The organism is Flavobacterium akiainvivens (assembly GCF_001278115.1).
GTDB lineage: Bacteria > Bacteroidota > Bacteroidia > Flavobacteriales > Flavobacteriaceae > Flavobacterium > Flavobacterium akiainvivens.
This window is the reverse complement of sequence record NZ_LIYD01000005.1, coordinates 3,252,187-3,274,328: the sequence shown is the minus strand read 5'-3', so window position 1 is coordinate 3,274,328 and position 22,142 is coordinate 3,252,187. Positions and strand designations below refer to the sequence as shown.

20 protein-coding genes are annotated in these 22,142 nt (G+C 46.9%); 9 read left to right on the top strand and 11 right to left on the bottom strand.

The annotated features are described in order from the left end of the window. Positions 1 to 9 precede the first annotated feature (9 nt). From AM279_RS14795 to hemA, 9 genes are all read right to left on the bottom strand, one after another. Entirely contained in the window at positions 10 to 1,347 is a 1,338-nt protein-coding gene (locus AM279_RS14795) for an MATE family efflux transporter (RefSeq protein ID WP_054408807.1), read from the bottom strand. Then, positions 1,348 to 2,385, bottom strand: coding sequence for a ferrochelatase (gene hemH / locus AM279_RS14790; RefSeq protein WP_054408806.1), 1,038 nt, complete (start codon positions 2,383 to 2,385; stop codon positions 1,348 to 1,350). 177 nt (positions 2,386 to 2,562) lie between these two features. After that, the gene (locus AM279_RS14785; protein ID WP_054408805.1) at positions 2,563 to 3,222 is read right to left on the bottom strand and encodes an endonuclease/exonuclease/phosphatase family protein; all 660 of its coding nucleotides are present in this window, start codon (positions 3,220 to 3,222) and stop codon (positions 2,563 to 2,565) included. Then, positions 3,219 to 3,755 (bottom strand): GNAT family N-acetyltransferase, encoded by a 537-nt coding sequence (locus AM279_RS14780; protein ID WP_054408804.1) that lies wholly within the window; start codon positions 3,753 to 3,755, stop codon positions 3,219 to 3,221. The genes AM279_RS14785 and AM279_RS14780 overlap by 4 nt, the downstream gene beginning before the upstream one ends. Beyond that, positions 3,752 to 4,123, bottom strand: coding sequence for a hypothetical protein (locus tag AM279_RS14775; RefSeq protein WP_074961684.1), 372 nt, complete (start codon positions 4,121 to 4,123; stop codon positions 3,752 to 3,754). Before AM279_RS14775 ends, AM279_RS14780 begins: the two co-directional genes overlap by 4 nt. A gap of 115 nt (positions 4,124 to 4,238) precedes the next feature. After that, positions 4,239 to 5,264: a uroporphyrinogen decarboxylase gene (hemE, locus tag AM279_RS14770; protein WP_054408802.1), complete on the bottom strand. Its 1,026-nt coding sequence runs from the start codon at positions 5,262 to 5,264 to the stop codon at positions 4,239 to 4,241. 163 nt (positions 5,265 to 5,427) lie between these two features. After that, positions 5,428 to 6,096, bottom strand: coding sequence for a uroporphyrinogen-III synthase (locus tag AM279_RS14765; protein WP_054408801.1), 669 nt, complete (start codon positions 6,094 to 6,096; stop codon positions 5,428 to 5,430). Continuing rightward, positions 6,096 to 7,019, bottom strand: a complete 924-nt coding sequence (gene hemC / locus AM279_RS14760; RefSeq protein ID WP_054408800.1) for a hydroxymethylbilane synthase — start codon at positions 7,017 to 7,019, stop codon at positions 6,096 to 6,098. The genes AM279_RS14765 and hemC overlap by 1 nt, the downstream gene beginning before the upstream one ends. A 15-nt stretch (positions 7,020 to 7,034) precedes the next feature. Continuing rightward, entirely contained in the window at positions 7,035 to 8,297 is a 1,263-nt protein-coding gene (hemA, locus tag AM279_RS14755) for a glutamyl-tRNA reductase (protein ID WP_054408799.1), read from the bottom strand. A 226-nt stretch (positions 8,298 to 8,523) separates the two neighbouring features. Here hemA and AM279_RS14750 point away from each other — a divergent pair, with 226 nt between their 5' ends. From AM279_RS14750 to AM279_RS14720, 6 genes are all read left to right on the top strand, one after another. Continuing rightward, a complete protein-coding gene (locus AM279_RS14750; RefSeq protein ID WP_054408798.1) occupies positions 8,524 to 9,396 on the top strand; it encodes a helix-turn-helix transcriptional regulator in 873 nt (290 codons plus the stop codon). Positions 9,397 to 9,430: 34 nt separating this feature from the next. Continuing rightward, positions 9,431 to 10,333 (top strand): oxygen-dependent coproporphyrinogen oxidase, encoded by a 903-nt coding sequence (gene hemF, locus AM279_RS14745; RefSeq protein ID WP_082344240.1) that lies wholly within the window; start codon positions 9,431 to 9,433, stop codon positions 10,331 to 10,333. After that, positions 10,324 to 11,280 (top strand): DUF4421 family protein, encoded by a 957-nt coding sequence (locus AM279_RS14740; protein WP_054408796.1) that lies wholly within the window; start codon positions 10,324 to 10,326, stop codon positions 11,278 to 11,280. Before hemF ends, AM279_RS14740 begins: the two co-directional genes overlap by 10 nt. A gap of 46 nt (positions 11,281 to 11,326) precedes the next feature. Beyond that, on the top strand, positions 11,327 to 11,698 hold the full coding sequence (locus AM279_RS14735) for a four helix bundle protein (protein WP_054408795.1): 372 nt from the start codon (positions 11,327 to 11,329) through the stop codon (positions 11,696 to 11,698). A gap of 27 nt (positions 11,699 to 11,725) precedes the next feature. Further along, a complete protein-coding gene (gene hemB, locus AM279_RS14730; RefSeq protein WP_054408794.1) occupies positions 11,726 to 12,739 on the top strand; it encodes a porphobilinogen synthase in 1,014 nt (337 codons plus the stop codon). Between the two features lie 365 nt (positions 12,740 to 13,104). Further along, a complete protein-coding gene (locus AM279_RS14720) occupies positions 13,105 to 13,503 on the top strand; it encodes a c-type cytochrome (RefSeq protein ID WP_054408792.1) in 399 nt (132 codons plus the stop codon). An 83-nt stretch (positions 13,504 to 13,586) separates the two neighbouring features. On the opposite strand, the gene dprA is transcribed toward AM279_RS14720, so the two are convergent. Beyond that, positions 13,587 to 14,690, bottom strand: coding sequence for a DNA-processing protein DprA (gene dprA, locus AM279_RS14715; RefSeq protein WP_054408791.1), 1,104 nt, complete (start codon positions 14,688 to 14,690; stop codon positions 13,587 to 13,589). 97 nt (positions 14,691 to 14,787) lie between these two features. Here dprA and AM279_RS14710 point away from each other — a divergent pair, with 97 nt between their 5' ends. From AM279_RS14710 to AM279_RS14700, 3 genes are all read left to right on the top strand, one after another. Then, a complete protein-coding gene (locus AM279_RS14710) occupies positions 14,788 to 15,729 on the top strand; it encodes an HU domain-containing protein (protein ID WP_054410355.1) in 942 nt (313 codons plus the stop codon). 78 nt (positions 15,730 to 15,807) lie between these two features. Next, positions 15,808 to 16,317: an acyl-CoA thioesterase gene (locus AM279_RS14705; protein ID WP_054408790.1), complete on the top strand. Its 510-nt coding sequence runs from the start codon at positions 15,808 to 15,810 to the stop codon at positions 16,315 to 16,317. Between the two features lie 270 nt (positions 16,318 to 16,587). Then, positions 16,588 to 21,576 carry an Ig-like domain-containing protein gene (locus AM279_RS14700; protein ID WP_082344239.1) on the top strand — a complete coding sequence of 1,663 codons (4,989 nt, stop codon included), beginning with the start codon at positions 16,588 to 16,590 and terminating at the stop codon, positions 21,574 to 21,576. A 76-nt stretch (positions 21,577 to 21,652) separates the two neighbouring features. Here the strand turns inward: AM279_RS14700 and AM279_RS14695 are convergent, their stop codons facing one another. Then, complete coding sequence (locus AM279_RS14695) at positions 21,653 to 22,126, bottom strand: methylated-DNA--[protein]-cysteine S-methyltransferase (RefSeq protein WP_054408788.1); 474 nt, start codon at positions 22,124 to 22,126, stop codon at positions 21,653 to 21,655. Positions 22,127 to 22,142 lie beyond the last annotated feature (16 nt).

The following is a 22,142-nucleotide window of genomic DNA, read 5'->3' as shown; positions in this document are numbered from 1 at the left end:
GATACCAAACTATGTTTTGAGTTGCGTACCCATTTCCTTCTTTAAAAACACCCCCGTTACAATAGTGCTCAGCACATCGGCAATGGGAAAGGCTATCCAAACCCCCAGCAGCCCTAAAAACTGCGGTAATAGAAGTACCAAAGGTATTAAGAAAAAACCCTGTTTGCTCAGCGTAAGCATAAGCGCCTTTGTGGGTTTGCCCGCCGCCTGAAAGTAAGCCGCGCCTATAAGCTGCACCGCTATAATGGGCGATGCCGCAAACACCCAGCGCAGCGCACCCGGGGTTTCGGCTATAATGTGCGGGTCGGTTGTAAAGACCGATACTATGGGCCTGGCCAGTATCATTATTATGGCAAACACCACAATAGCCAGCCCGCCTGCCATTTTGATGGAAATGCCCACGCTTTTGCGCACGCGCTCTGTATTGCCTGCCCCATAGTTGTAGCCCGCCACCGGCAAAAAGCCCTGCGTAACCCCCAGCACGGGGAACAGCATAAACATAAGCAGCCTGCTTACTATGCCATATATGGTTATGGCTGCCTCGCCACCCTGTGCAAACAGCGTATGGTTAAGCAGCACGTTAAGTATACTTATAACACCCTGGCGTGCAAAGGTTACAAAGCTCATGGAAATGATTTCCCAGGACAGCTTTTTATCCCACACAAAGTTGTGCCAGTGTAGTTTAAGTTCGCTTTTGGCAAGAAAGAACCAGGCAATGTAGGCAAAGCACAGTACAAACGATGTGCTTGTGGCCAGCGCCGCGCCCATAACTCCAAGGTTCAGGAATTTAATAAACACCACATCAAGCACCAGGTTGCTCACGGTACTGATAATCATGGCTACCATGGCGTGTTTTGATTTGTCTTCGGCACGCATAACGTTATTGCCCATCATACACAGCGCCTGAAACGGCACGGCCAGTAATATGGGGAAGAAAAACTCCTTTGCCAAGGGTGTTATTTTTCCGTTTGCACCAAAAGCATACAGTATTTCATCGCCAAAGAAAAGCCCCGCCGCCACAAAGACCGACGATACAATAAACGTCATCATGAGCTGGTGGGCAAAGGTGCTTATGGCCTTGTCTTTATTGCCCGCACCCAGTGCACGGCTCAGTACAGAACTGCCGCCCACCCCTATGGCCATGCCCAATGATGATATAAAAAACGTAATGGGCAGCACCACGCTTAGCGCGGCAATTGCCAGCGAACCTATCCAGCGGCCTACAAAAATGGTATCGATAAGGATATTGACACTCATGAACAATATCCCTACAGACGACGGAATGCTCTGCTTTATCAGCAGGCTTTTAATATCTTTTTTTGCAAGCTCCTTGGATGTTACGTCCATTTAGTTGGGTAATGCACCGGTTTTGGCCCAGTTGTTAATCCACTTGCTCAGTACGCCCACCCATTGCGGGTCGTCGTTAAGGCACGGAATGGCCTTAAAGTTTTCGCCGCCGTTTTCCTTAAAGTCCTCATCGGCACGCATACCTATTTCTTCAAGGGTTTCAAGGCAGTCGGCCACAAAGGCCGGGGTTACCACCGCTATGTTTTTAATGCCTTTTGCGGGCATTTTGTTTATCTCAACATCCGTATACGGTTCCAGCCATTTATCGCCCGCCAGGCGGCTCTGGAATGTTTGGTAGTATTTATCTGCAGGCAGGCCCAGCTTTTCTACCACAAGGCGTGTAGTTTCATAGCAGTGCGTACGGTAGCAAAATTCGGCCGCGGGTGTGCCAGGCGTGCAGCACATTACATCGGTCGTAAATTTTTTGTGCGATTTGGTGGCATCGGTCTTGCGCACATGGCGCTCGGGTATGCCGTGGTAGCTAAACACCAGCTGGTCATACTCAAAGCCTTCCAAACCTTTTTTGATGGAATTGGCCAGCGCATCTATATAATCAGGGTTGTTGTAAAACGCAGGTACGTTGGTAAGCTTCATACCCAGAAATTGCTTAGCGCGAATTTCCTCAGCCAGCTTTTCTATGGTCATGGTGCTTGCCATAGCATATTGCGGATACAGCGGGAAAAGCAGTACATCAGTAACCCCTTTGTCGTGCAGTTCTTTAAGGCCGGTTTCAATACTTGGCTTGCCGTAACGCATGGCCAACGCCACCGGAACCTCAGCCTGCTCCTTAACCAGTTCGTGTACTTTTTTAGAAATAACAATAAGCGGCGAACCCTCCGGCCACCATATTTTCTGGTAAGCATGGGCGCTTTCTTCCGGCCTTTTACGCAGGATGATGCCACGTACCAAAAATGCACGCAGCAGCCACGGCACGTCTATAACATACTTATCCATTAAAAACTCATCAAGGTAGGGCTTTACATCCTTAGCCGTGGGGCTATCGGGCGAACCCAGGTTTACTAAAAGTACTCCTTTCATTTTTGTTTGTGGTTTATTTTAACCCCGCAACAGTGCATCAAAAACCGTGCAAGGGATTTTTTTTAGATTGATATTAGCTGCTTTTTTAACCGAACCTGTACAGGTTATGCTCAAAAGCATATAGTAACTTTATTTAGCGTAATCTGATTTTATAAGGCCAAAGTATTTTTCATAGTATCATATTATCGTAAGGCAAATACCCACGTGGTCGCTCAATTTAAAATCCCGATTCCAGGTTTCAATACTGATGGTTTTATTTTCTGTAAAATGCCTGTTCATGGCAATATGGTCAACATTTTTTTCTATGTCCGCTGTTAAGCAATCAAGATCAAGTTCTTTAAATACTTCCCGTAACGCCTGCCTTGCACTATAACTTGGATATGCATAACCTGAAAGGAATGTGTTAAAGTCTCCGGCAAAGCAAAGAGAATCATCCCTATTAATTTCTTTTAAATCAGATAGTGTAGCGGTAAGGTCTGCTTTAAAACGCTCACCTTTTCCGCCAAACACACCTATTATTGTTCCGTATATTTTTAGATTTCCAAATTCTGTATCAGCCACTGCGCAAACATTCGTATAGTTATCATAAGTTGGTATCGAGCCAATTATAGGATATTTAGTCCATATTGTTGTACGTTTTTCTCCCGGCTTATAATGTACCCCATCAAAAAAAAGAGGTAATTCATGCGTTGCCAAACAATTATATTCCTCTCCGGGATATATGGATGTATTTGTTTCTGTGAGTACTAAAATATCGGCATCAAACTTTTGCAATGCTAAGAGAATATCTGCTTTACCTCTCTTAACGCGTTCAATATTCCAGGTTAAAATCCTCATTTCCCATACTCTGATTTTATTAACCCAAAGTACATTACATCCTCAAGCACGCCCTCGCTGTTTTTAAACTCTTCCTTAAGTATGCCTTCCTGAACAAAGCCGTTTTTAAGGGCTACTTTTTGGCTGGCATGGTTGGTAAGCGAGGTACAAATGTATACTTTGTTCATCTTTAGGGTATTGAAACAAAAGTCTACCACGTGTGCTACAGTTTGGGTCATAATACCCTGGCCCTGGTAGTTTTTGTCTATAAAATACGCCAGTTCGCACTTTAGTACATGGTGCTCTATGTTTTTAACTACAATATAGCCCGTAAGGTTGCCCTTTATGGCATCGCGCAGGTAGAAGTAATAGTTTTCGCCCTCCTGCTGTTTTTGGCGGGCTGTATTTATAAACGCGGTAACCGCAGCGGCATCTTTGCAGCCTTCAAGCGTGCGCGGAAACGTCCTGGCAATGTGCTCCCTGTTGCGCTCTATAAGCCGGTGGAACTCCTGTGCCGAGATGTTGTGTATGCTTACGGTTTCCCAGTGTTTCATGATCTCAGGGCTTTTAGTTTACCGGCAACGGTTAAAGAAAACACATCGCCTGATTGCTGTATGTGCTCATAGACACCCACGGCATGGCCGGCCAGTACTTCATATCCCGCTTTTTGCGAAAGGTTTACAAGGGCATCGGCAAGTAACTCCAGGTTATCCGGGTCTACCTTGTAACGCGCTATAAAAGACACAAACGCTGCTGTGGGCAACGCCGCCAGTTCATCAATCTTAAGTAAAAAAGGCTTTAGCTGCTCGTTAACGGCATCGTCATCCCAGCCGCCGGGCACAAGGGTTAGGGCCATAAGGCGTTGCAGCGCGTTGTTAATACGCTGGTTGTGCTCGTCCCGTGAATTAAAGGTTAGTGGCATTTTGTTGTTGTTGATAAGCCCCAAACCCCCAAAGGGGGCTTAGCTTCCCTCAGTCCGATATATCTTAGAGTGAAGCTACTCCCTCTCCTTTGGAGAGGGTTGGGGAGAGGCTTTTTTATTTATATTCTTTAACCGCGTCTACAAACGCTTTGGCATGGTCTACCGGAATGTTTGGTAAAATGCCGTGGCCTAAATTTACAATATAATTGTCTTTGCCAAACTCGTCTATCATTTGGTGTACCATTTTTTTAATGGTTGGTATAGGGCTTAGCAGTCGGCTTGGGTCAAAGTTACCCTGTAGTGTAATGCGGCCTCCGCTAAGGTAGCGGGCGTTGCGGGCACTGCACGTCCAGTCTACACCTAGCGCCGAAGCCTTGCTCTGTGCCATATCGCCCAGTGCAAACCAGCAGCCTTTGCCAAACACAATTACGTGTGTTTCAGGCGCTAAAGCCTCAACAATCTGGTTGATGTATTTCCATGAAAATTCCTGGTAGTCTACCGGGCTTAGCATACCGCCCCAGCTGTCAAATATCTGCACGGCATTAACACCGGCCTTTACTTTTTCCTTAAGATAGGCAATAGTGGTATCGGTTATTTTTTGAAGCAAAACGTGCGCTGCCTCGGGCTGGCTGAAGCAGAAACCCTTGGCCGTATCAAAGCTTTTAGAGCCTTTGCCTTCTACCGCATAGCAAAAAATAGTCCACGGGCTGCCGGCAAAGCCTATAAGCGGCACCTCATCATTAAGCATTTCCTTAGTGAGCTTAATAGCATCCATTACATACCCCAGCGTTTCATGGATATCCGGAACGATAACCTTTTCCACATCCTGTGCAGAGCGAATGGGGTTGGGCAAAAACGGACCCACGCTTTCTTTCATCAGCACCTCAATGCCCATGGCCTGCGGCACTACAAGAATATCGCTGAACAATATGGCGGCATCAGGCTTTACAATACGAATGGGCTGTACCGTAATTTCGGCAGCAAGCTCAGGGGTTTGGCAGCGGGTAAAAAAGTCGTATTTATCGCGCAGTGCCCTAAATTCCGGCAAATACCTGCCTGCCTGGCGCATCATCCATACGGGTGGGCGCTCTACGGTTTCGTTGCGCAATGCTTTTAAAAAAAGGTCGTTCTTTATGCTCATTGTTTTATTTTTTGCCACGAATTACTCGAATGGCACTAATTTATTTGTTTGACTTAGTATTGTTTCCGGTTTCTGTCATTGCGAGGGAGGAACGACCGAGGCAATCTCATGTTTATTATATTACTTCTCTATGAGATTGCTTCGTTCCTCGCAATGACGGACGTTAATATTTGTCTTCTTTATAATAGCCTCTCACCTGTACAATCACGTTTTCTACGCTGGGCTTATTGGCAAGGATAATGTTATCCGTTACTCCCTTAAGCGCCTGTGCCGTGGTTGCCCCTATGCAAAAGCAGGATTCATCAGTAATCATATTCCCTCTTAAATAACTCACTACGGCTGAAGGGCTAAAAAACATAATCCCATCAGGCTTTGCTGTTATAGTGTGCGGTGTAAGCGCTGTTTCATATACCTGGATTTCATTAAAATCAATACCTGCATGAGTTAAAACCAGGGGCAAATCATTACGGCGCAGGTTACCGCTAAAAAACGTAAAGCTTTCGCCGGGATAGCCGGTTACAATGGCTTCGGCAAGCTGGGCGGCATCATCCTTACACTCAATTACATTAAACCCACTACGCTCTAAAAACAGGCGGGTGTTAGGACCCACGCAAAACACGTTGCTGCCAATATAGGTTACACTAAGCGGGTTGGCCAAAAACGCCTCCACGCCGTTGCGGCTGGTAAAGATAAGATTGGCCTTAACCGTATTAATATCAAACGCCTTATGCTGAATGCCAATAAAATTTGCGTCAACAACACTAAGCCCGCCGTTAAGCAGGTACAGCCGTTGGTTGGGCAGCAGTTTTTTGGTGCTCAGTATGCGCTTCATTACTTTTTCAGTTGGCTGCGAATTTTATCCATCAGCTCCACGCCACCGTTTTGCAAAATCTCATCGGCACAATCGTTACCTACGTTGGTATAATCTGCATCAGGTGGAATAACCTTTTCTATATGCAGCTTTTCCTGCCCGTCTATGCTCAGCAATACGCCCTCAAAACGAATGGCACCGTCTATACTGCTTGCAAGCGCCCCAATAGGTGCCGTACAGCCACCTTCAAGCCTGCGAAGGAACTGGCGCTCTATGTGCGTGGCAATCTCGGTAGGGGTATGGTTTAATTTGGCAACGGCCTCACGGCAAAAGGCATCGTGTTCCATAGCTACTACCACCATGGCGCCCTGTGCCGGTGCGGGTATCATCCAATCCAGGGTGATGTGGTTATTTGGTAATTTGTTTATTCGTTCGAGACCGGCAGCGGCAAATATCGCCCCGTTCCATTCGCTTTCGTCCAGCTTTTTAAGGCGGGTATTTACGTTGCCACGAATGTCGGTCACGCTGTGGTGCGGGTAGCGGTTAAGCCATTGCGCCTGCCTGCGCAGTGATCCTGTGGCTATGGTGGCGGCTTCGGTATAAAAATCGGGGTTGCCTTTATAAACCAGGATATCATCTACATTGGCGCGCTCTAAAACGGCTGCCTGCACAATGCCTTTGGGCAGCGCGGTGGGCACGTCTTTCATGCTGTGCACGGCAATATCCACCTCGCCTTTTATCATGGCTACATCAAGCGTTTTGGTAAAAATACCGGTAATGCCCAGCTCATACAGCGGCACGTCAAGTATCAGGTCGCCAGTGCTTTTTACGGCCACAATCTCGGTTTCATAACCCAGTGCGTTTAGTTGACGCTCTACGGTATGTGCCTGCCAAAGGGCAAGCTCACTGTCGCGGGTGCCAATCCTTATAGTTTTTGGTTTCAAGTTTCAAGTTTCAAGTTAAGACGCCTGCTCTTTATTTTCTATGCCAAAAACCTTTTCAATCCACTCAATGCTTTCGTCTACTACAGTATCGCGGTCTTTAAGGTGGTTGGCAAAATGCGTTGTAATTTTATGGATGATGCGCTGGCTTATAATTTCGGCCTGCTCTTCATCAAAATTACTGATTTTTTTACGCTGAAAATCAAGTTCGCCGTCTTTTATAGAGTTTAGTTTCTCTTTAAGGGCGTTTATGGTAGGGGCAAATTTGCGGGCGTTGAGCCAGTCGTTAAATTCGCCCATAATGGCCTCAATAATAGCCTCAGCTGCGGGTACGTGCTTTTTGCGGTTTTCCAGCGTACTGTCGGTTATTTTGCTCAGGTCGTCCAGGTGCACCAGGGTTACGTTGCCCAGCTCTCGCACATTTTCATCTACGTTTTTAGGCACCGACAGGTCCAGTATAAGCAATGGCTTATTAAGCACCAGCATGTCTTTATCTATGGTGGGCTGCTGTGCGCCGGTAGCTACTACAAGCACATCGGCTGCAGGTATTTCCAGCGGAAGCAGGTCATAATCCTTTACCACAAGGTTAAATTTACCGGCCACCTGCTCAGCTTTTTCGCGGGTGCGGTTTATCAGTACAATGTGGTCGTTCTTGGTGTGTTTTACCAGGTTCTCGCAGGTGTTTCGGCCTATTTTACCGGTACCGAAAAGCAGTATGTTTTTATCGGCTATAGCCTCAACATTGCCCATAATATATTGCACCGCCGCAAAAGATACCGATGTGGCACCGCTGCTCAGCTCGGTTTCGTTCTTAACGCGTTTGCTGGCCTGTATCACGCTGTTTACAAGGCGCTCCATATAGGCATTGGCAAGTCCGTGGTTTTTGCTTTCGATAAAACTTAGCTTTATCTGGCTAATGATTTCAAAGTCGCCCAGTATCTGGCTGTCAAGCCCCGTGCCTACGCGGAACAGGTGACCAATAGCCTCGTGGTTTTTATATACAAAGGCAGCGCGCTGAAACTCTTCTACAGTGCCGCGGCTGTTATCGGTAAGTAACTTAATAAGCTGAAAGGGGTGCTGGGCAAAGCCATAAATCTCGGTACGGTTGCAGGTGCTAACCACTACCAGGCTGCTGATGCCCTCCTGTTGTGCCTGCAGTAGCACACGGGTGCGGGCATCCGCATCAAGGCTGAACCGTCCCCTTGTTTCGGCATCGGCTTTCCGGTAGCTCAATCCCACTGCATAAAAATACTGATGCCTCGAAACGTTGTTATGATCCATATACACTTTTCCTAAAAGTTTCACAAAATTATACTAACCCCTTTTTAAAAAATAACGCTGTAAGTCCTTTTTATGTCGTTTAAGGATATTTAGGCTCTACAGCGTTGTTTTTTTGAAGAATACGCTACATTTGCAGTAAAATCAATGCCTTGCGGCGACACTGTTTAGAATTATTCTAAATAAAAATTGCGAAAACATTGTTGCAGGGCTGCTAAAAAATATCGCTATGGGAACCCATGAGGAAATCATGATAGAAGACGGTTTTTATGTACTGCGCTTTGAGAACAACACCGATGAAACCGCCCATTTTGAAAGGGAAGTAGACGTAGACCTGATACAGTTTCACTTTGGCATAAAAGGCCGCGGCAAGTTTATTTTTAATCAGGGCCGCTATGCGCTCGACCTGCGCGAAGAGGTTTCGCTGTTTTTATACAACCCGCAAAAAGAGCTACCCCTGCACCTGGAAATTGCCCCGCACAGCTGGGTGGTATCGGTACTGATTTCTATAAAAAAATTCCACGGCTTTTTCTCAGACCAGGCCGACCATATTCCGTTCCTGAGTGCCGATAATATAGACCGTAAGTATTATAAAGACGACAAGATAAATCCGTCTATGGCCATTGTACTCAGCCAGCTGTTTCACTTTAACCTGCACCCCAGCATTAAAAAACTGTACTTTAAAGGCAAGGTGTATGAACTGCTAAGCCTGTACTTTAACCGTACCGAAGACCCCGATGCCGAGCAATGCCCATTCCTGATAGACGAAGAAAACGTAATCAAGATACGCAAGGCCAAGGATATTGTTATTGCCAACATGGCCGAGCCACCCGGGCTGGAAGAACTGGCCGACCAGGTGGGCATTAGCCTCAAAAAGCTTAAAATGGGCTTCCGCCAGATATATGGCGACAGCGTGTACAGCTTTCTTTTTGACTATAAAATGGATTATGCCCGCAAGCTGCTGGACAGCGGTTCGTATAACGTAAACGAAGTAGGCCTTCGCATAGGCTACAGCACGGCCAGCCATTTTATAGCAGCCTTTAAAAAGAAATTTGGCACCACACCTAAAAAATATTTAATGAGCATTAATGAGAAGGTGTAAACGGCCTTATGCTTTTAGTTCACAATATATTACAATGAAAGACACCTTTTACGCATACATACAACAACTGCAGGATACCATTACCGCCGGGCTTGAAGCCGTAGACGGAACCGCAAAATTTCGTGAAGATTTGTGGCAAAGGCCTGAAGGCGGCGGCGGCCGTACCCGTGTTATAGAAAACGGCGCCGTGTTTGAAAAAGGTGGGGTAAACATCTCTGCCGTGCATGGCCCGCTTGCGCCCGCCATGCAGCAGTACTTTGGCGTGGGCGATGTAGATTTTTTTGCCTGTGGCCTCAGCCTGGTTATCCATCCTAAAAACCCTATGGTGCCCACCGTGCATGCCAACTGGCGCTATTTCGAAATGTATGACAAGCAGGGCACACTGGTTAACAGCTGGTTTGGCGGCGGGCAGGACCTTACCCCCTACTACCTGTTTGATGAAGATGCACAGCACTTTCACCACACGTGTAAAACCGCCTGCGATAAGCACAACCCGGAGTTTTACCCGCAATATAAAAAGCAGTGCGATGCCTATTTTTGGAATGCGCACCGCAACGAGGCACGTGGCATAGGCGGCCTGTTTTTTGACCACTGCAAGGCTACCGAAACCTTTAGCATGCAGGACTGGTACAATTTTGTTACTGAGGTAGGCAACAGTTTCCTTAGCGCCTATATACCTATTGTAGAGCGCAGGAAAGACCTGCCCTACACCCCCGAAAACCGCACCTGGCAGGAAATTCGCCGTGGGCGCTATGTAGAGTTTAACCTGGTGCACGACAAAGGCACGTTGTTTGGCCTTAAAACCAACGGGCGTATTGAGAGTATACTCATGAGCCTGCCACCGCACGTGCAGTGGGTATACGATCACCAGCCCCTGGCAGGGAGCGAGGAAGAGCGACTGATTGACATATTGGCAAATCCGGCAGAATGGGTATAAAACGTTTTATAGCGGCGCTTTTTGCATCGGTGGGTGGTTATGCCCAAACCGACAGCCTGGAGAATGCCTATTACAAAACGTTTGACAACATGCTGGCAACACAGGTTTATACCCTGAGCACCAGCAACACCTTTAGCCTCTACTACCCACAGGAAAACCTAACGGTAGACCTGGTGCCCAACAGCCGCACCACGCTGGGCGCTGCCGTACAGTATAATATTATATCGTTAAGCCTAGGTTTTGCACCCTCGTTTTTTGACGATAATAAAGACAACCACAGCGCAAAGTCTAAAATGACCAACTTTAGCTTTGGGTTTTTCCCCGGCAGGTTTATGCAGCATTTTGATTTTGTATACCAAAAAGGCTTGTCGCTACAGGTAGACGGCGGCGAGCTGTACCTGCCCCAAATGAAGTCACTTAAAATAGGCGGCAGCACGGCCTATATGTTTAACCGCAATTTTTCGTTCAGGGCCACGTCTTTCCAAAACGCCAAGCAGTTAAAAAGCGCAGGCACGTTTGCCCCTACGCTATCTTATTATTACACCGAACTAAACAGCAAAAAGCAACCTGAAATAGGCGGCAAAATATACTTTGTAGATGTTGCCGTAGCACCGGCCTATTACTATAACTGGGTTATTGCTAAAGATTTCCTACTATCGGGCGGCATGGCCCTGGGTGCAGGGTTTACCACCACGGTAGATGACAACACCACAACCTCGCTGTTAATTAACGGGTCGCTGCACCTGGCGGCAGGCTATAACGGCAAGCGCTTTTTTTGCGGCTTTAACTCGCGCGCCATGTTTTTTACGCACAATTCGGGCAGCAGTGTAGAAATGAACGATGTTACGGGCTATGGCACCCTGTTTGCCGGTTACCGGTTTGACGAGCCCACGTTGCTAAAGAAGCAGCGTGAAAAAATTGAAAAGTGGGAGAGAGAGATAAAATAAGCTGTCAGCGATTAGCTGCCAGCCATCAGCTATTCAAAAAAAGAACATGAAAGATTATAAGAATTTCCTTGTCTGGCAAAAATCACATCGGTTAACTCTTGATGTATATCAACTTGTCCGGGATTTTCCAAAAGAGGAAATGTTTGGACTTATCAGCCAGATGAAAAGAGCATCAAGTTCCATTCCAATGAATATTGCCGAGGGATGTGGCAGAAATTCTGAAAAAGATTTTGCCAGGTTTCTTGTAATTTCATTTGGTTCAGCCAATGAGTTAGAATATCAGATTATATTAAGCATTGATTTAAAATTTATTAGTTTCGAACAGGGCCAAAAATTCTTGTTTCAAATTGAAGAAGTTAAAAAAATGCTAACCGGATTAATATCAAAAATAAACAAGACTAAAAACGCTGAAAGCTGACAGCTGAAAGCTAAAAATTAAACAATTATGTTCCCAATACACCGAAATAGAAGGCTAAGAACCAACGATTCCATCCGCGCCCTTGTACGCGAAACCGTGCTTACGCCAAACGACTTTATGTTCCCCATGTTTATTGCAGAGGGCACCAATGTAGAAGTGCCCATTCTGTCAATGCCCGGCATATACCGCCGCTCGATAGACCTTACCGTTAAGGAGGTTAAAGAACTTTGGAGCCTGGGCATAAAGGCTGTAAACATTTACGTAAAAGTGGGCGACCATCTTAAAGACAACACCGGCAAAGAGGCGTGGAATCCTGACGGGCTTATGCAGCAGGCCATTAAAGCCATTAAAGATGCCGTGCCGGGGATGATAGTTATGCCCGATGTAGCGCTGGACCCTTACTCTATTTACGGGCACGATGGTATTATAAAAAATGGCGACGTTGCCAACGATGAAACGGTAGCTGCTTTGGTTAAAATGGCGGTTTCACAAGCTGAGGCCGGAGCTGATTTTGTTGCCCCAAGCGACATGATGGACGGCCGTGTTATCCGCCTCCGCGAAGGGCTGGACAGCGCCGGTTTCCAGAATGTGGGTATTATGAGCTATGCCGCCAAGTATGCCTCGTCGTTTTACGGGCCGTTTAGGGATGCGCTGGACAGTGCCCCGAAAGAAGCCGATACTTCGGCAAGCTCAGTACAGGTTCCCCCAAAAGACAAAAAAACCTATCAGATGGATTATGCCAACCGCATAGAAGCCATTCGCGAGGCACTGCATGACGTTGAGGAAGGCGCCGATATTGTTATGGTAAAACCCGGCATTGCCTATCTTGATATTGTACGCGAAGTGAAGAATGCGGTTAACGTGCCGGTTTCGGTTTACCAGGTATCAGGAGAATATGCCATGGTTAAGGCCGCTGCAGAACGCGGCTGGCTGGACCATGATAAGATTATGCTGGAGCAGCTGTACTGCATTAAACGCGCCGGCGCCGATATTATAAGCACCTACTTTGCGAAAGAAGCGGCTATTTTACTGAATGAATAATACACCTGCAAGATTTCCAAAACACAGTTGTCAGGAAAAATGAAAAGATGATGATTTTGACTGTTTACCTGGCTACTTTTAACACAAAGGCCTCCAAGATTTACACAATGAGCACTAAGAAAACCGCCTTTGGCGGAAGAACACAAAGCTTTGTGGCCTTCAAAATAATTTTTGCCTCTACATTGTGTTCTTCGTGCAAATCTTGGTGGCCTTTGTGTTTAAATTTCTTCACCAAACGCTTAACAATAACTGTGTTTTGGAAATCCTTTACATCTAAATTATTAATGAGGCTGACATATATCATTTCCTCCAACACGCAAAAACCCGTATTTTTGCATCGGTTTTAAACCGGGAATACAACTAAAATGAAACAACTACTACTGCTACTCGCTGCCGTTGCACTTATTTCTTGCAAAGGCGAAGAAAAAAAAGAATCACTATACCCTGCCGATACTACGCAAGATGAAGGTGCAGCCCCGAAACTAACCCCGCAGCAACAGCTGGGACAGGAAATTTTTGATGGCAAGGGCAACTGCTATACCTGCCACAAGCCACAACAAAAAGCCATAGGCCCCGCCATTCGCGAAATTGGCAAAATATACAAAGAAAAGAAAGGCGACATGGTTACCTTCCTTAAAGGCAATGGCGAACCCATTGTAGACCCCGCCCAGTATGCCGTAATGAAAACCAACTTCTACATTACCAAAACCTTTACAGATGAAGAGTTAAAGGCCGTAGAAGCGTATATTTATAGTATTGAATAATGTTTGTGGTTTCGTGTTCATTGTTCATTGTTAAGAACCCTAAGAGGCAACAATGAACAATGAACCCTAAACCACGAACGGCACTAAACCGCTTCAAACACCTTACCCGGCAACGGCCGTATAACGCCTTTCAGCTCCATGGTGAGCAGTAAAGACGACAGCCTGTAAATGGGCAAATCGCAGTTAAGGGCTATGATATCCATAAGTTCCTTGCCGTTTTTAAGCAGGTAGTCGTATATTTTTTGTTCGTCAGATTCCAGGTCAATAAACAGCTGTTTTTGCACCGGTTTGGTTTTCTTTTCCTCCAGTTCCCAGTTTAGCATATATAACAAGTCGGCCGCGCCGGTAAGCAGGTTGGCGCGCTGCGTTTTAATCAGGTGGTTACAACCCATACTGTATTTATCGGTAATGCGCCCGGGCACGGCAAACACATCACGGTTATAATCATTCGCCACATTAGCGGTAATTAATGACCCGCCTTTCTCGGCGCTCTCAACTATAATAGTTGCCTCGCTAAGCCCTGCCACAATGCGGTTGCGCTTTACAAAATTCTCACGGTCGGGGTTGCTGGTGCTCCAGAATTCGGTAAAAAAGCCGCCGTTCTGTTCCATTGCCGCTACATACTTTTTATGCGGTTTGGGGTATACCTGGTTAAGCCCGTGCGCTACCACGCCTATGGTTTGCAGGTTGTGCTCCATAGCCACCAGGTGCGCATGGATATCAACCCCATACGCAAACCCGCTGATGATAACCGGATTAAGCGGAGCCAGGTCTTCCAGCAGTTTCCTAATAAAATCGGCGCCATAGGCCGTCATTTGGCGGGTACCTACAATACTCAGTGTTTTACGGCCTTCAAGGTTTATGTTGCCCGAACCAAACAACACCAACGGGCCATCTACACAATGCTTCAGCCTTTCGGGGTAATTTGCCTCCATAAAATACAATGGCTTTATGCCTTGGGAATAGATAAACCTCATCTCGCTTTCGGCAAGGGTAAAAACACCGGTATTGCGCAGGTTGTTGTACAGCACCTCGCCAACACCTTCTATAGATAATATTTGTTTGCGGCTGGCCTTAAATACCGCTTCGGCGCTGCCCATGTGGTTAATCAGCTTTTTGGCCACAATATCGCCCACACCCTCTACACGCATCAGCGCCAGTGTGTTAAATAATTCCGTCTCAGTCATGAGTTATAAACAGTATTGTAAATCAGTTGGTTGTGATTGTTAATAAAATTTGTGGATAAAATTTTGCATTGGCCGCCTTATGGTTAAATTTGTTGTTATGAGGATAGAGAAACACATTTCCGCTTTACTATATCGTTACCAGTGCGTTACCGTTCCGGGCTTTGGCGCTTTTCTTGCCGAAGTGCGCCCTGCCGTGGCAGACAACGCCACCAATACATTTTATCCTCCTAAAAAGGCGGTGTCATTTAATGCGAATGTAAAAAATAATGACGGGCTTTTAGCCAATCACATTGCCCTGCAGGAAAAAATTTCTTACAGCGAGGCCGTTACCCTTATAAACACTGCCGTAACCACATGGAAACAGCAGCTGGATAACCTTGATGTGATTACCCTGAAAAACATAGGCGACTTTGGGCTTAACGCCGAAGGCAGCCTGGTATTTAGCCCTGCCGACAACACCAACTACCTTGCAACAGCCTTTGGCCTTGCCAGCGTGGTAAGCCACCAGGTAAAACGCGAAGTGCTTAAAGCCGAAGTAGAGGAGCTGGAGGAAAAAGCGCCTATTATCTTTACGCCGGAGCGTAAACGCAGTTATTCTTACCTTAAATATGCGGCGGTATTTGCCGTTGTAGCAGGTGTGGGCGGCACAGCGCTGGTTAACTACCGCAATGCACAAATAGCCCAGCAAACCCTGGCTGTAGAAAAGGCAGTACAGCAAAAAGTACAGCAGCGCATACAGGAGGCCACCTTTTTTATAGAAACCCCGCTACCGGCCGTTACCATGCCGGTTGACGAAACACTGCCTGCCAACCTGCACTACCATATTATTGCCGGTGCTTTTAAAAGTGAGGAAAATGCCGATAAGGCTGTTGCCGAACTAAAGACAAAAGGCTTTAAATCGCAAAGGCTGGCGCCTACAAAGTATGGCTTATACCCTGTTACCTACAACAGCTTTGCCACCCGCCAGGAGGCTAACGCCGGCATGAAAGAACTGCACAAAACAACCGACCCGGGTGCCTGGGTACTTACAATAGAATAAAAACACTCCCTGCCTTGTGGCGGGGATTTTTTTTGCACGTTGCTTAGCACTATCTTTGCCCGAAAATTAAGAAGAAAGATGCAGGCAAAACACCCACAGGATTCGGTTTGTATAATGACCGATGTAGTACTACCGGGCGAAACCAACCCCCTTAACAACCTTTTTGGCGGCGAACTCCTTGCCCGTATGGACAGGGCTGCCAGTATAGCAGCAGGCAGGCACGCCGGGCGCGTAGTAGTAACGGCATCTGTAAACCACGTGGCATTTAACCGCGCCATACCCCTGGGCAGTGTGGTTACTATAGAGGCCAAGGTTTCGCGCACGTTTAACTCGAGCATGGAGACTTTTATAGATGTATGGACGGAAGACCGCATTAGTGGCGAACGTAAAAAGGCAAACGAAGCCATTTATACCTTTGTAGCGGTAGACGAACACGGCAGCCCCGTAAAAGTGCCTGCCATTGAGCCCCAAACCGAGCTGGAGCACCAGCGCTTTGCAGCTGCCCTGCGCCGCAAGCAGCTAAGCCTTGTACTGGCCGGTAAAATGAACCCGCACGATGCAACAGAGCTAAAAGCATTATTTATATAATAAATATCGTATAAGATTTATATAACAGCCCTCCCATACCGGAGGGCTTTTTTAAACAAAAAATCTAACAGTTTACTTAAATCTTGTTAAATAATTGATATTTCTTAACACAAGTTTCTAAAAACTTTACATTTAGCAACAGAATGTGCCATATAGCCATAAATCCTGTTGCATAACTTACACTTTATACAGCATTACATTTTTCTGAAAGTAGGGTTTAGGCTTTAAAGCTTGTTCTAACAATTAATTATTAAACCTTATTATTCAACCATGAAACATCTTTACAGTAAATCTTCTGTAAGTAGTGGCTTTGTCCAAAACAAAACGGATGATTTGCAAAAACCGAAACTAAGCCGGTTTTTATCAAAAAACACCGTTTTAGGGGCCTTTTCGCTACTGCTTGGCGGGGCGGCCTACAGCCAGACGTACCAGCCACTAACGGTTACGGGATTTAACCACGACGTAATTGCAAACGGTACAGGCCCTGCACTTGAGTCTACCACAACTTCTGTAGACAACTCGGCAAACGTAAATGCAAACTTTGCATTCTTATCGCTCGACTTTAAACAAACTGCCGAATCTGCCGCTGCCACTTTTGGCCTTCCGGTAGACGGGTTACTAACCAGCCCTAACGTTACAGGGCTTACGTATGCCCTTCAGCCTTACACAGGCAACAACTCGCTAAGGCTTCCTAACCAAAACGACTCAGGAACATTAACACTTACAACTCCTACACAGCTACAGGCCATTTACCTTGCGGTATCATCGGGCGATGGCAGCTCTGTAATTAGTGTTGAAGTAAACTTTGCCGATGGCACCTCTCAAACCGTAACAGGCCTTGCCGTTACAAACTGGGACAGCAACCCGGCCACCGGTGTAGACACCCCGGCTATTATAAGCAACATAGGCCGCGTAAAACGCACTTCGGGTGTAACAAGCTCGGGCAACTTCAGGCTTTTCCAGATTACCGTGCCAATAGAACTGGCCAACCAGGCTAAGCTTGTAAACTCAATTGAAATTACAAAGACTGATACCGGTTCAGAATCTAAAATACCTAACATTTTTGCTGTATCGGGTAAAACACTGGGTGCATGCCCGGCAATTGCCACAACAGCAGGTGCCCCAGCTACCTATACATCGGCAAATATAAGCTGGACACTGGGCTCCCTGGGCACCGGCGGAACAGCAGCTACTTATACTGTGGAAGTATATACCGATGCTGCCTTTACAACAGCGGTAACAGGCTCTCCGTTTACCGGAATTACAGGCACAAGCCAAACGGTAACCGGCCTTACTTTAGATACTACTTATTACTACAGGGTTAAGGCTAACAACGGCAGCTGCGACTCTGATTATGCAACAGGCAGTTTCCTTCAGGGCTATTGTGCTGCAAGTAAAACCGGTACCGGCACAGCTTATTATATAAGCAATGTGGGTACATCTAACGGCTATACCAATATTGCAAACAACACGGGTACTACCATAGCCTCTACAGGCTATACAAATTTTGCCGACACACAAAGTGTAAGCAAATCTCCGGGTACAACGTTTAACTATACTGTAACCAGGAGCGACCAGTATGCCAGCCTTGGCGTTTGGGTAGACTGGAACAACGACCTTGATTTTACGGATGAAGGCGAAACCATACATACCTCTACAGGTGCATGGAGCCAGCCTACAGTAGTCAATGGAACCATTACAATACCCGAAGGTACGCCGCTGGGCAGCTACCGCATGAGGGTGCGTTCTTGCTACTACTGGCTAACAACCCTTTCACCTTGTGGCGGCCTTGCAACAGGCGAAGCCGAAGACTACACCATACACGTTATTACCCAGCCGGCAGACTGCGATGCACCTGCTGCACCCACCATTGCTGCTGTTGCTGCAAACACTACAATAACAGCTACAATTACACCTGCTGCCACAGCACCTTCAGGATATATTTTAGTACGCAGCACCGCTGCAACACTTACCGCAGAACCTGTTACCGGCACTAATTATGTGGCGGGCACGGCACTTGGCGGTGGTACTGTTGTGGCTAATAGCGCTACACTTACCTTTAGCGACTTTGTTGCTGCAAATACCAAGTACTATTATTTTGTATATGCTTACAACCAGGGCAGCCTTACCTGCTTTGGCCCAAGATACAGCACATCTGCCGTAGCAAACGCTACAACCTGCGCTAAAGCCGTTCAGGTAGCCGGCGCCAGTAACATTACACACATATCGGCAAACCTAAACTGGTCTAACATTGTAGGCCCGGGTGGTACTGCCGCTACTTACACTGTAGAAGTATATACCGATGCTGCCCTTACAGCACTTTTCGGCTCTTATACTTCAACTACTAACACATATGCCCTTACAGGCCTTACAAACGCCGCTACGTACTGGTACCGCGTTAAAGGCGAGGCAGGCGACTGCGATAACGATGCATGGAGCGGCGCTTCAAGCTTTACAGCAGGCAATGGCTTTACACCGGTAGATGTTACCGGTCATAATGCCGACGTTATTGCTAACGGTACCGGTATTGCAAATACCTCTACCAACAATGCGGTAGATGGCGTAAGCAACTCTTATGTAGCGCTTGATTATGAAAAAGTAAGCGGTACTGTAACTACGGTAGGCCTTCCGCTTAACCGTACGCTAACCGCTGCTGCACCTAATGCAGGACTTAAATTCCTGTTGCCTGATTATGGTAGTAACAACGCTCTAAGGCTGCCTGCACAAAACCAGGAAGGTACTTTTACACTGGCTACACCACGCAAGTTTTCAGATGTTTACCTGTCGTTAACATCAGGTAGCGGCGGAAGTACCATTACCGCAGAATTAGAATTCCAGGATGGCACAACACAGGCTGTTTCAACCTTCACACTTATAGACTGGTACCAGGGCGGTTCTGCCACACAGCCGGCGCTTATAAGCAACATAGGCCGTGCTAACCGTGCTAACGCAGAAGGTAACGTAGAAACCGGCAACTCTAAGATTTTCTATGTAACCATACCTGTAGAAGCTGCTAATCAGGACAAGTACCTAAGCAGCATTGTTATTACAAAAACATCTACCGGCGCTACAGAGCCCGTACCAAATATCTTTAGTGTATCGGGTAAAGCAAAAGACGTATGCCCTGCCCTTGAGCCTGCTGCAAACAGCAACATTACCGGTACCGGCGCTACCCTTAACTGGACACTTGTAGCCGGCAGTGCAGCGGTAGATTCTTATACTGTTGAAGTATTTACAGATGCTGCCTATACAACACCTGTTACAGGATCTCCGTTTACCGGAATTACCGAAACTACCTATACCCTTACAGGCCTTAACGCCTCTACCCCATACTTCTTTAGGGTAAAAGGTATAAACGTAGACTGTACTTCGGGTTACTTTGAAGGTTCTTTCAACACATCATGTGTTACACCTGCCGTGCCTACAGCAAGTGCACAAACATTTTGTGGCGCTACTACTGTTAGCCAGCTTGTTGCTACAGGCACTACAGGTACTACCATTAAGTGGTATGCTACCGAAACGGCTACTACACCGCTTGCCGGTACAGCTGCTGTTACAACCGGCACTTACTATGTATCGCAACTTATAAGCATCTGCGAAAGCGCGCGTGTACCGGTTGTTGTTACTGTTAACACAACTGCTGTACCTACAGCTGCTGCACAGGCTTTCTGCGGAAGCGCCACTGTGGCCGACCTTACTGCTACTATACTGGAAGGTGCTACCGTTAGCTGGAGCACTACTGCAAACGGCACTGCCCTTGCAGCTACTACTGCACTAACCACAGGTACTTACTATGTAAAACAAACCGTTGACGGATGTGCAAGTACTGCTGTGGCTGTGGCTATAACTGTTACACCTGCCCCTGTTGCCCCTTCTGCCAATGCCACACAGGCTTTCTGCGGAAGCGCAACCGTTGCTAACCTTACTGCAATAGGCACAGGTATTACCTGGAGCGCTACACAGGGTGGCACAGCACTTGAGGCTACTGCTGCGCTTACTACGGGTACTTACTACGTAACACAAACCATTAACGGCTGTACAAGTGCTGCTACACCTGTAGCTGTAACCGTAACGGCTTTACCAACCCTTACCATTACTAACCCTGCTGCTGCGTGTGCTCCGGGCACAGTAGATATTACGGCTGCTGCAGTTGTAGCCGGTTCTGATGCCGGGCTAACCTATTCTTACTGGGCAGACCCGTTTGCAACAGTAACATTCCCAGATCCGGATGCTATTGCAAGTTCAGGCACATTCTACATCAAAGCCGAAAACGCGGGCGGTTGCTCGGTAATTTCATCGGTTGTAGTAGTTGTAAACAGTACTGCTGTACCTGCAGCTGAAGCACAAACATTATGTGGTGGCGCTACCGCTGCTGATATTGAAGTTACCGGCGAAACAGGTGCTACCTTTACCTGGTATGCTACCGAAGGCGGTGCTGCAATTGCTGCTACTGAAGTTCTTACAACCGGCACTTACTATGTGGCCCAAACCGTTAACGGATGTATTAGTGCTGCAATACCGGTTGCTATAACCATTAACACTACTCCTGCTGTTGTAGCTGAGACGCAAAGCTTCTGTGGAGAGGCAACCGTTGCCGATCTTGAGGCTACACCTGCCGAAGGTGCTACTGCTGTATGGAGCGCTACACAGGGCGGTGCTGCTCTTGCAGGTACTGAGGCACTTGTAAGCGGTACTTACTATGTTACCCAAACCATTAACGACTGTACCAGCACTGCTACGGCTGTTGTAGTTTCGGTAACAGCTATTCCTGATGCTCCTGCCGGAGAAGCTACCCAAACTTTTGAAGAAGGTTCGGGCGATACTGTGGCTGACCTTGATATTACTACTGTTGCCGGTGCTACCGTAACATGGTACATACAAAACATAGCTATGGAATATGAGGAAATCCCTGCTACTACGGCTCTTACAGATGGCGGTGTTTATTATGCAACCCAGTCGGTTAACGGTTGTGTAAGCCCATACTTTAGTGTAACAGTTAGCCAGGTAACCAGTATTAAAAACTTTGGCTTAAGCCGCCTTTCGGTTTACCCTAACCCAACCCAGGATATTATAACGCTAACTAACAGCGAGGCAATAACTAAGGTTGAAGTGGTTAACCTGCTTGGCCAAACGGTTATTACACAAAACACGAACACCGAAACCGTTCAGGTAGACCTTTCGAAGCTTGCTTCGGGTACATACCTTGTACGTGTAGCTACTGCAAATGCAAACGCTACGGTTAAAGTGGTTAAGAAATAACAAACCAACCATTACCAATAAGTAAAAGGGCCGCAATTTGCGGCCCTTTTATGCTTTTATAAAGTAAGTGTAGTGGTTAAAACAGGCTTTGTTGCACGGGTGGGGTTTCATGCTCCAGCAGCCACTTTTTGCGCCAGAGCCCTCCGGCATAACCGGTTAAAGAGCCGTCTGACCCTATAACACGGTGGCAGGGTACAACTATCCACAACGGGTTTTTTCCGTTAGCCGATGCTACGGCACGTATGGCCTTTACATCGCCCAGTTGTACCGAAAGTGCCTGGTAAGACGTGGTCTTACCAAAAGGGATAGCCACCAATGCCTGCCATACTTTCTTCTGGAAATCAGTCCCCTGCGGGTTTAGCTTAAAGGTGAATTGTGTAAGGTTGCCGGAAAAATACTCGGCTAATTGACTGGCTGCCTCCTGCAATTCGGCGGGAATTACGGCACTAACAGGCACATCGCCGTCCAGCACATGGATTTTTGAGATGCCATTTGCATCGCCCTCTAACAGTGCAGTGCCAAGCGGGGTATGTATGTAAGCCTGTTGCATGGGGTAAAGTTACACA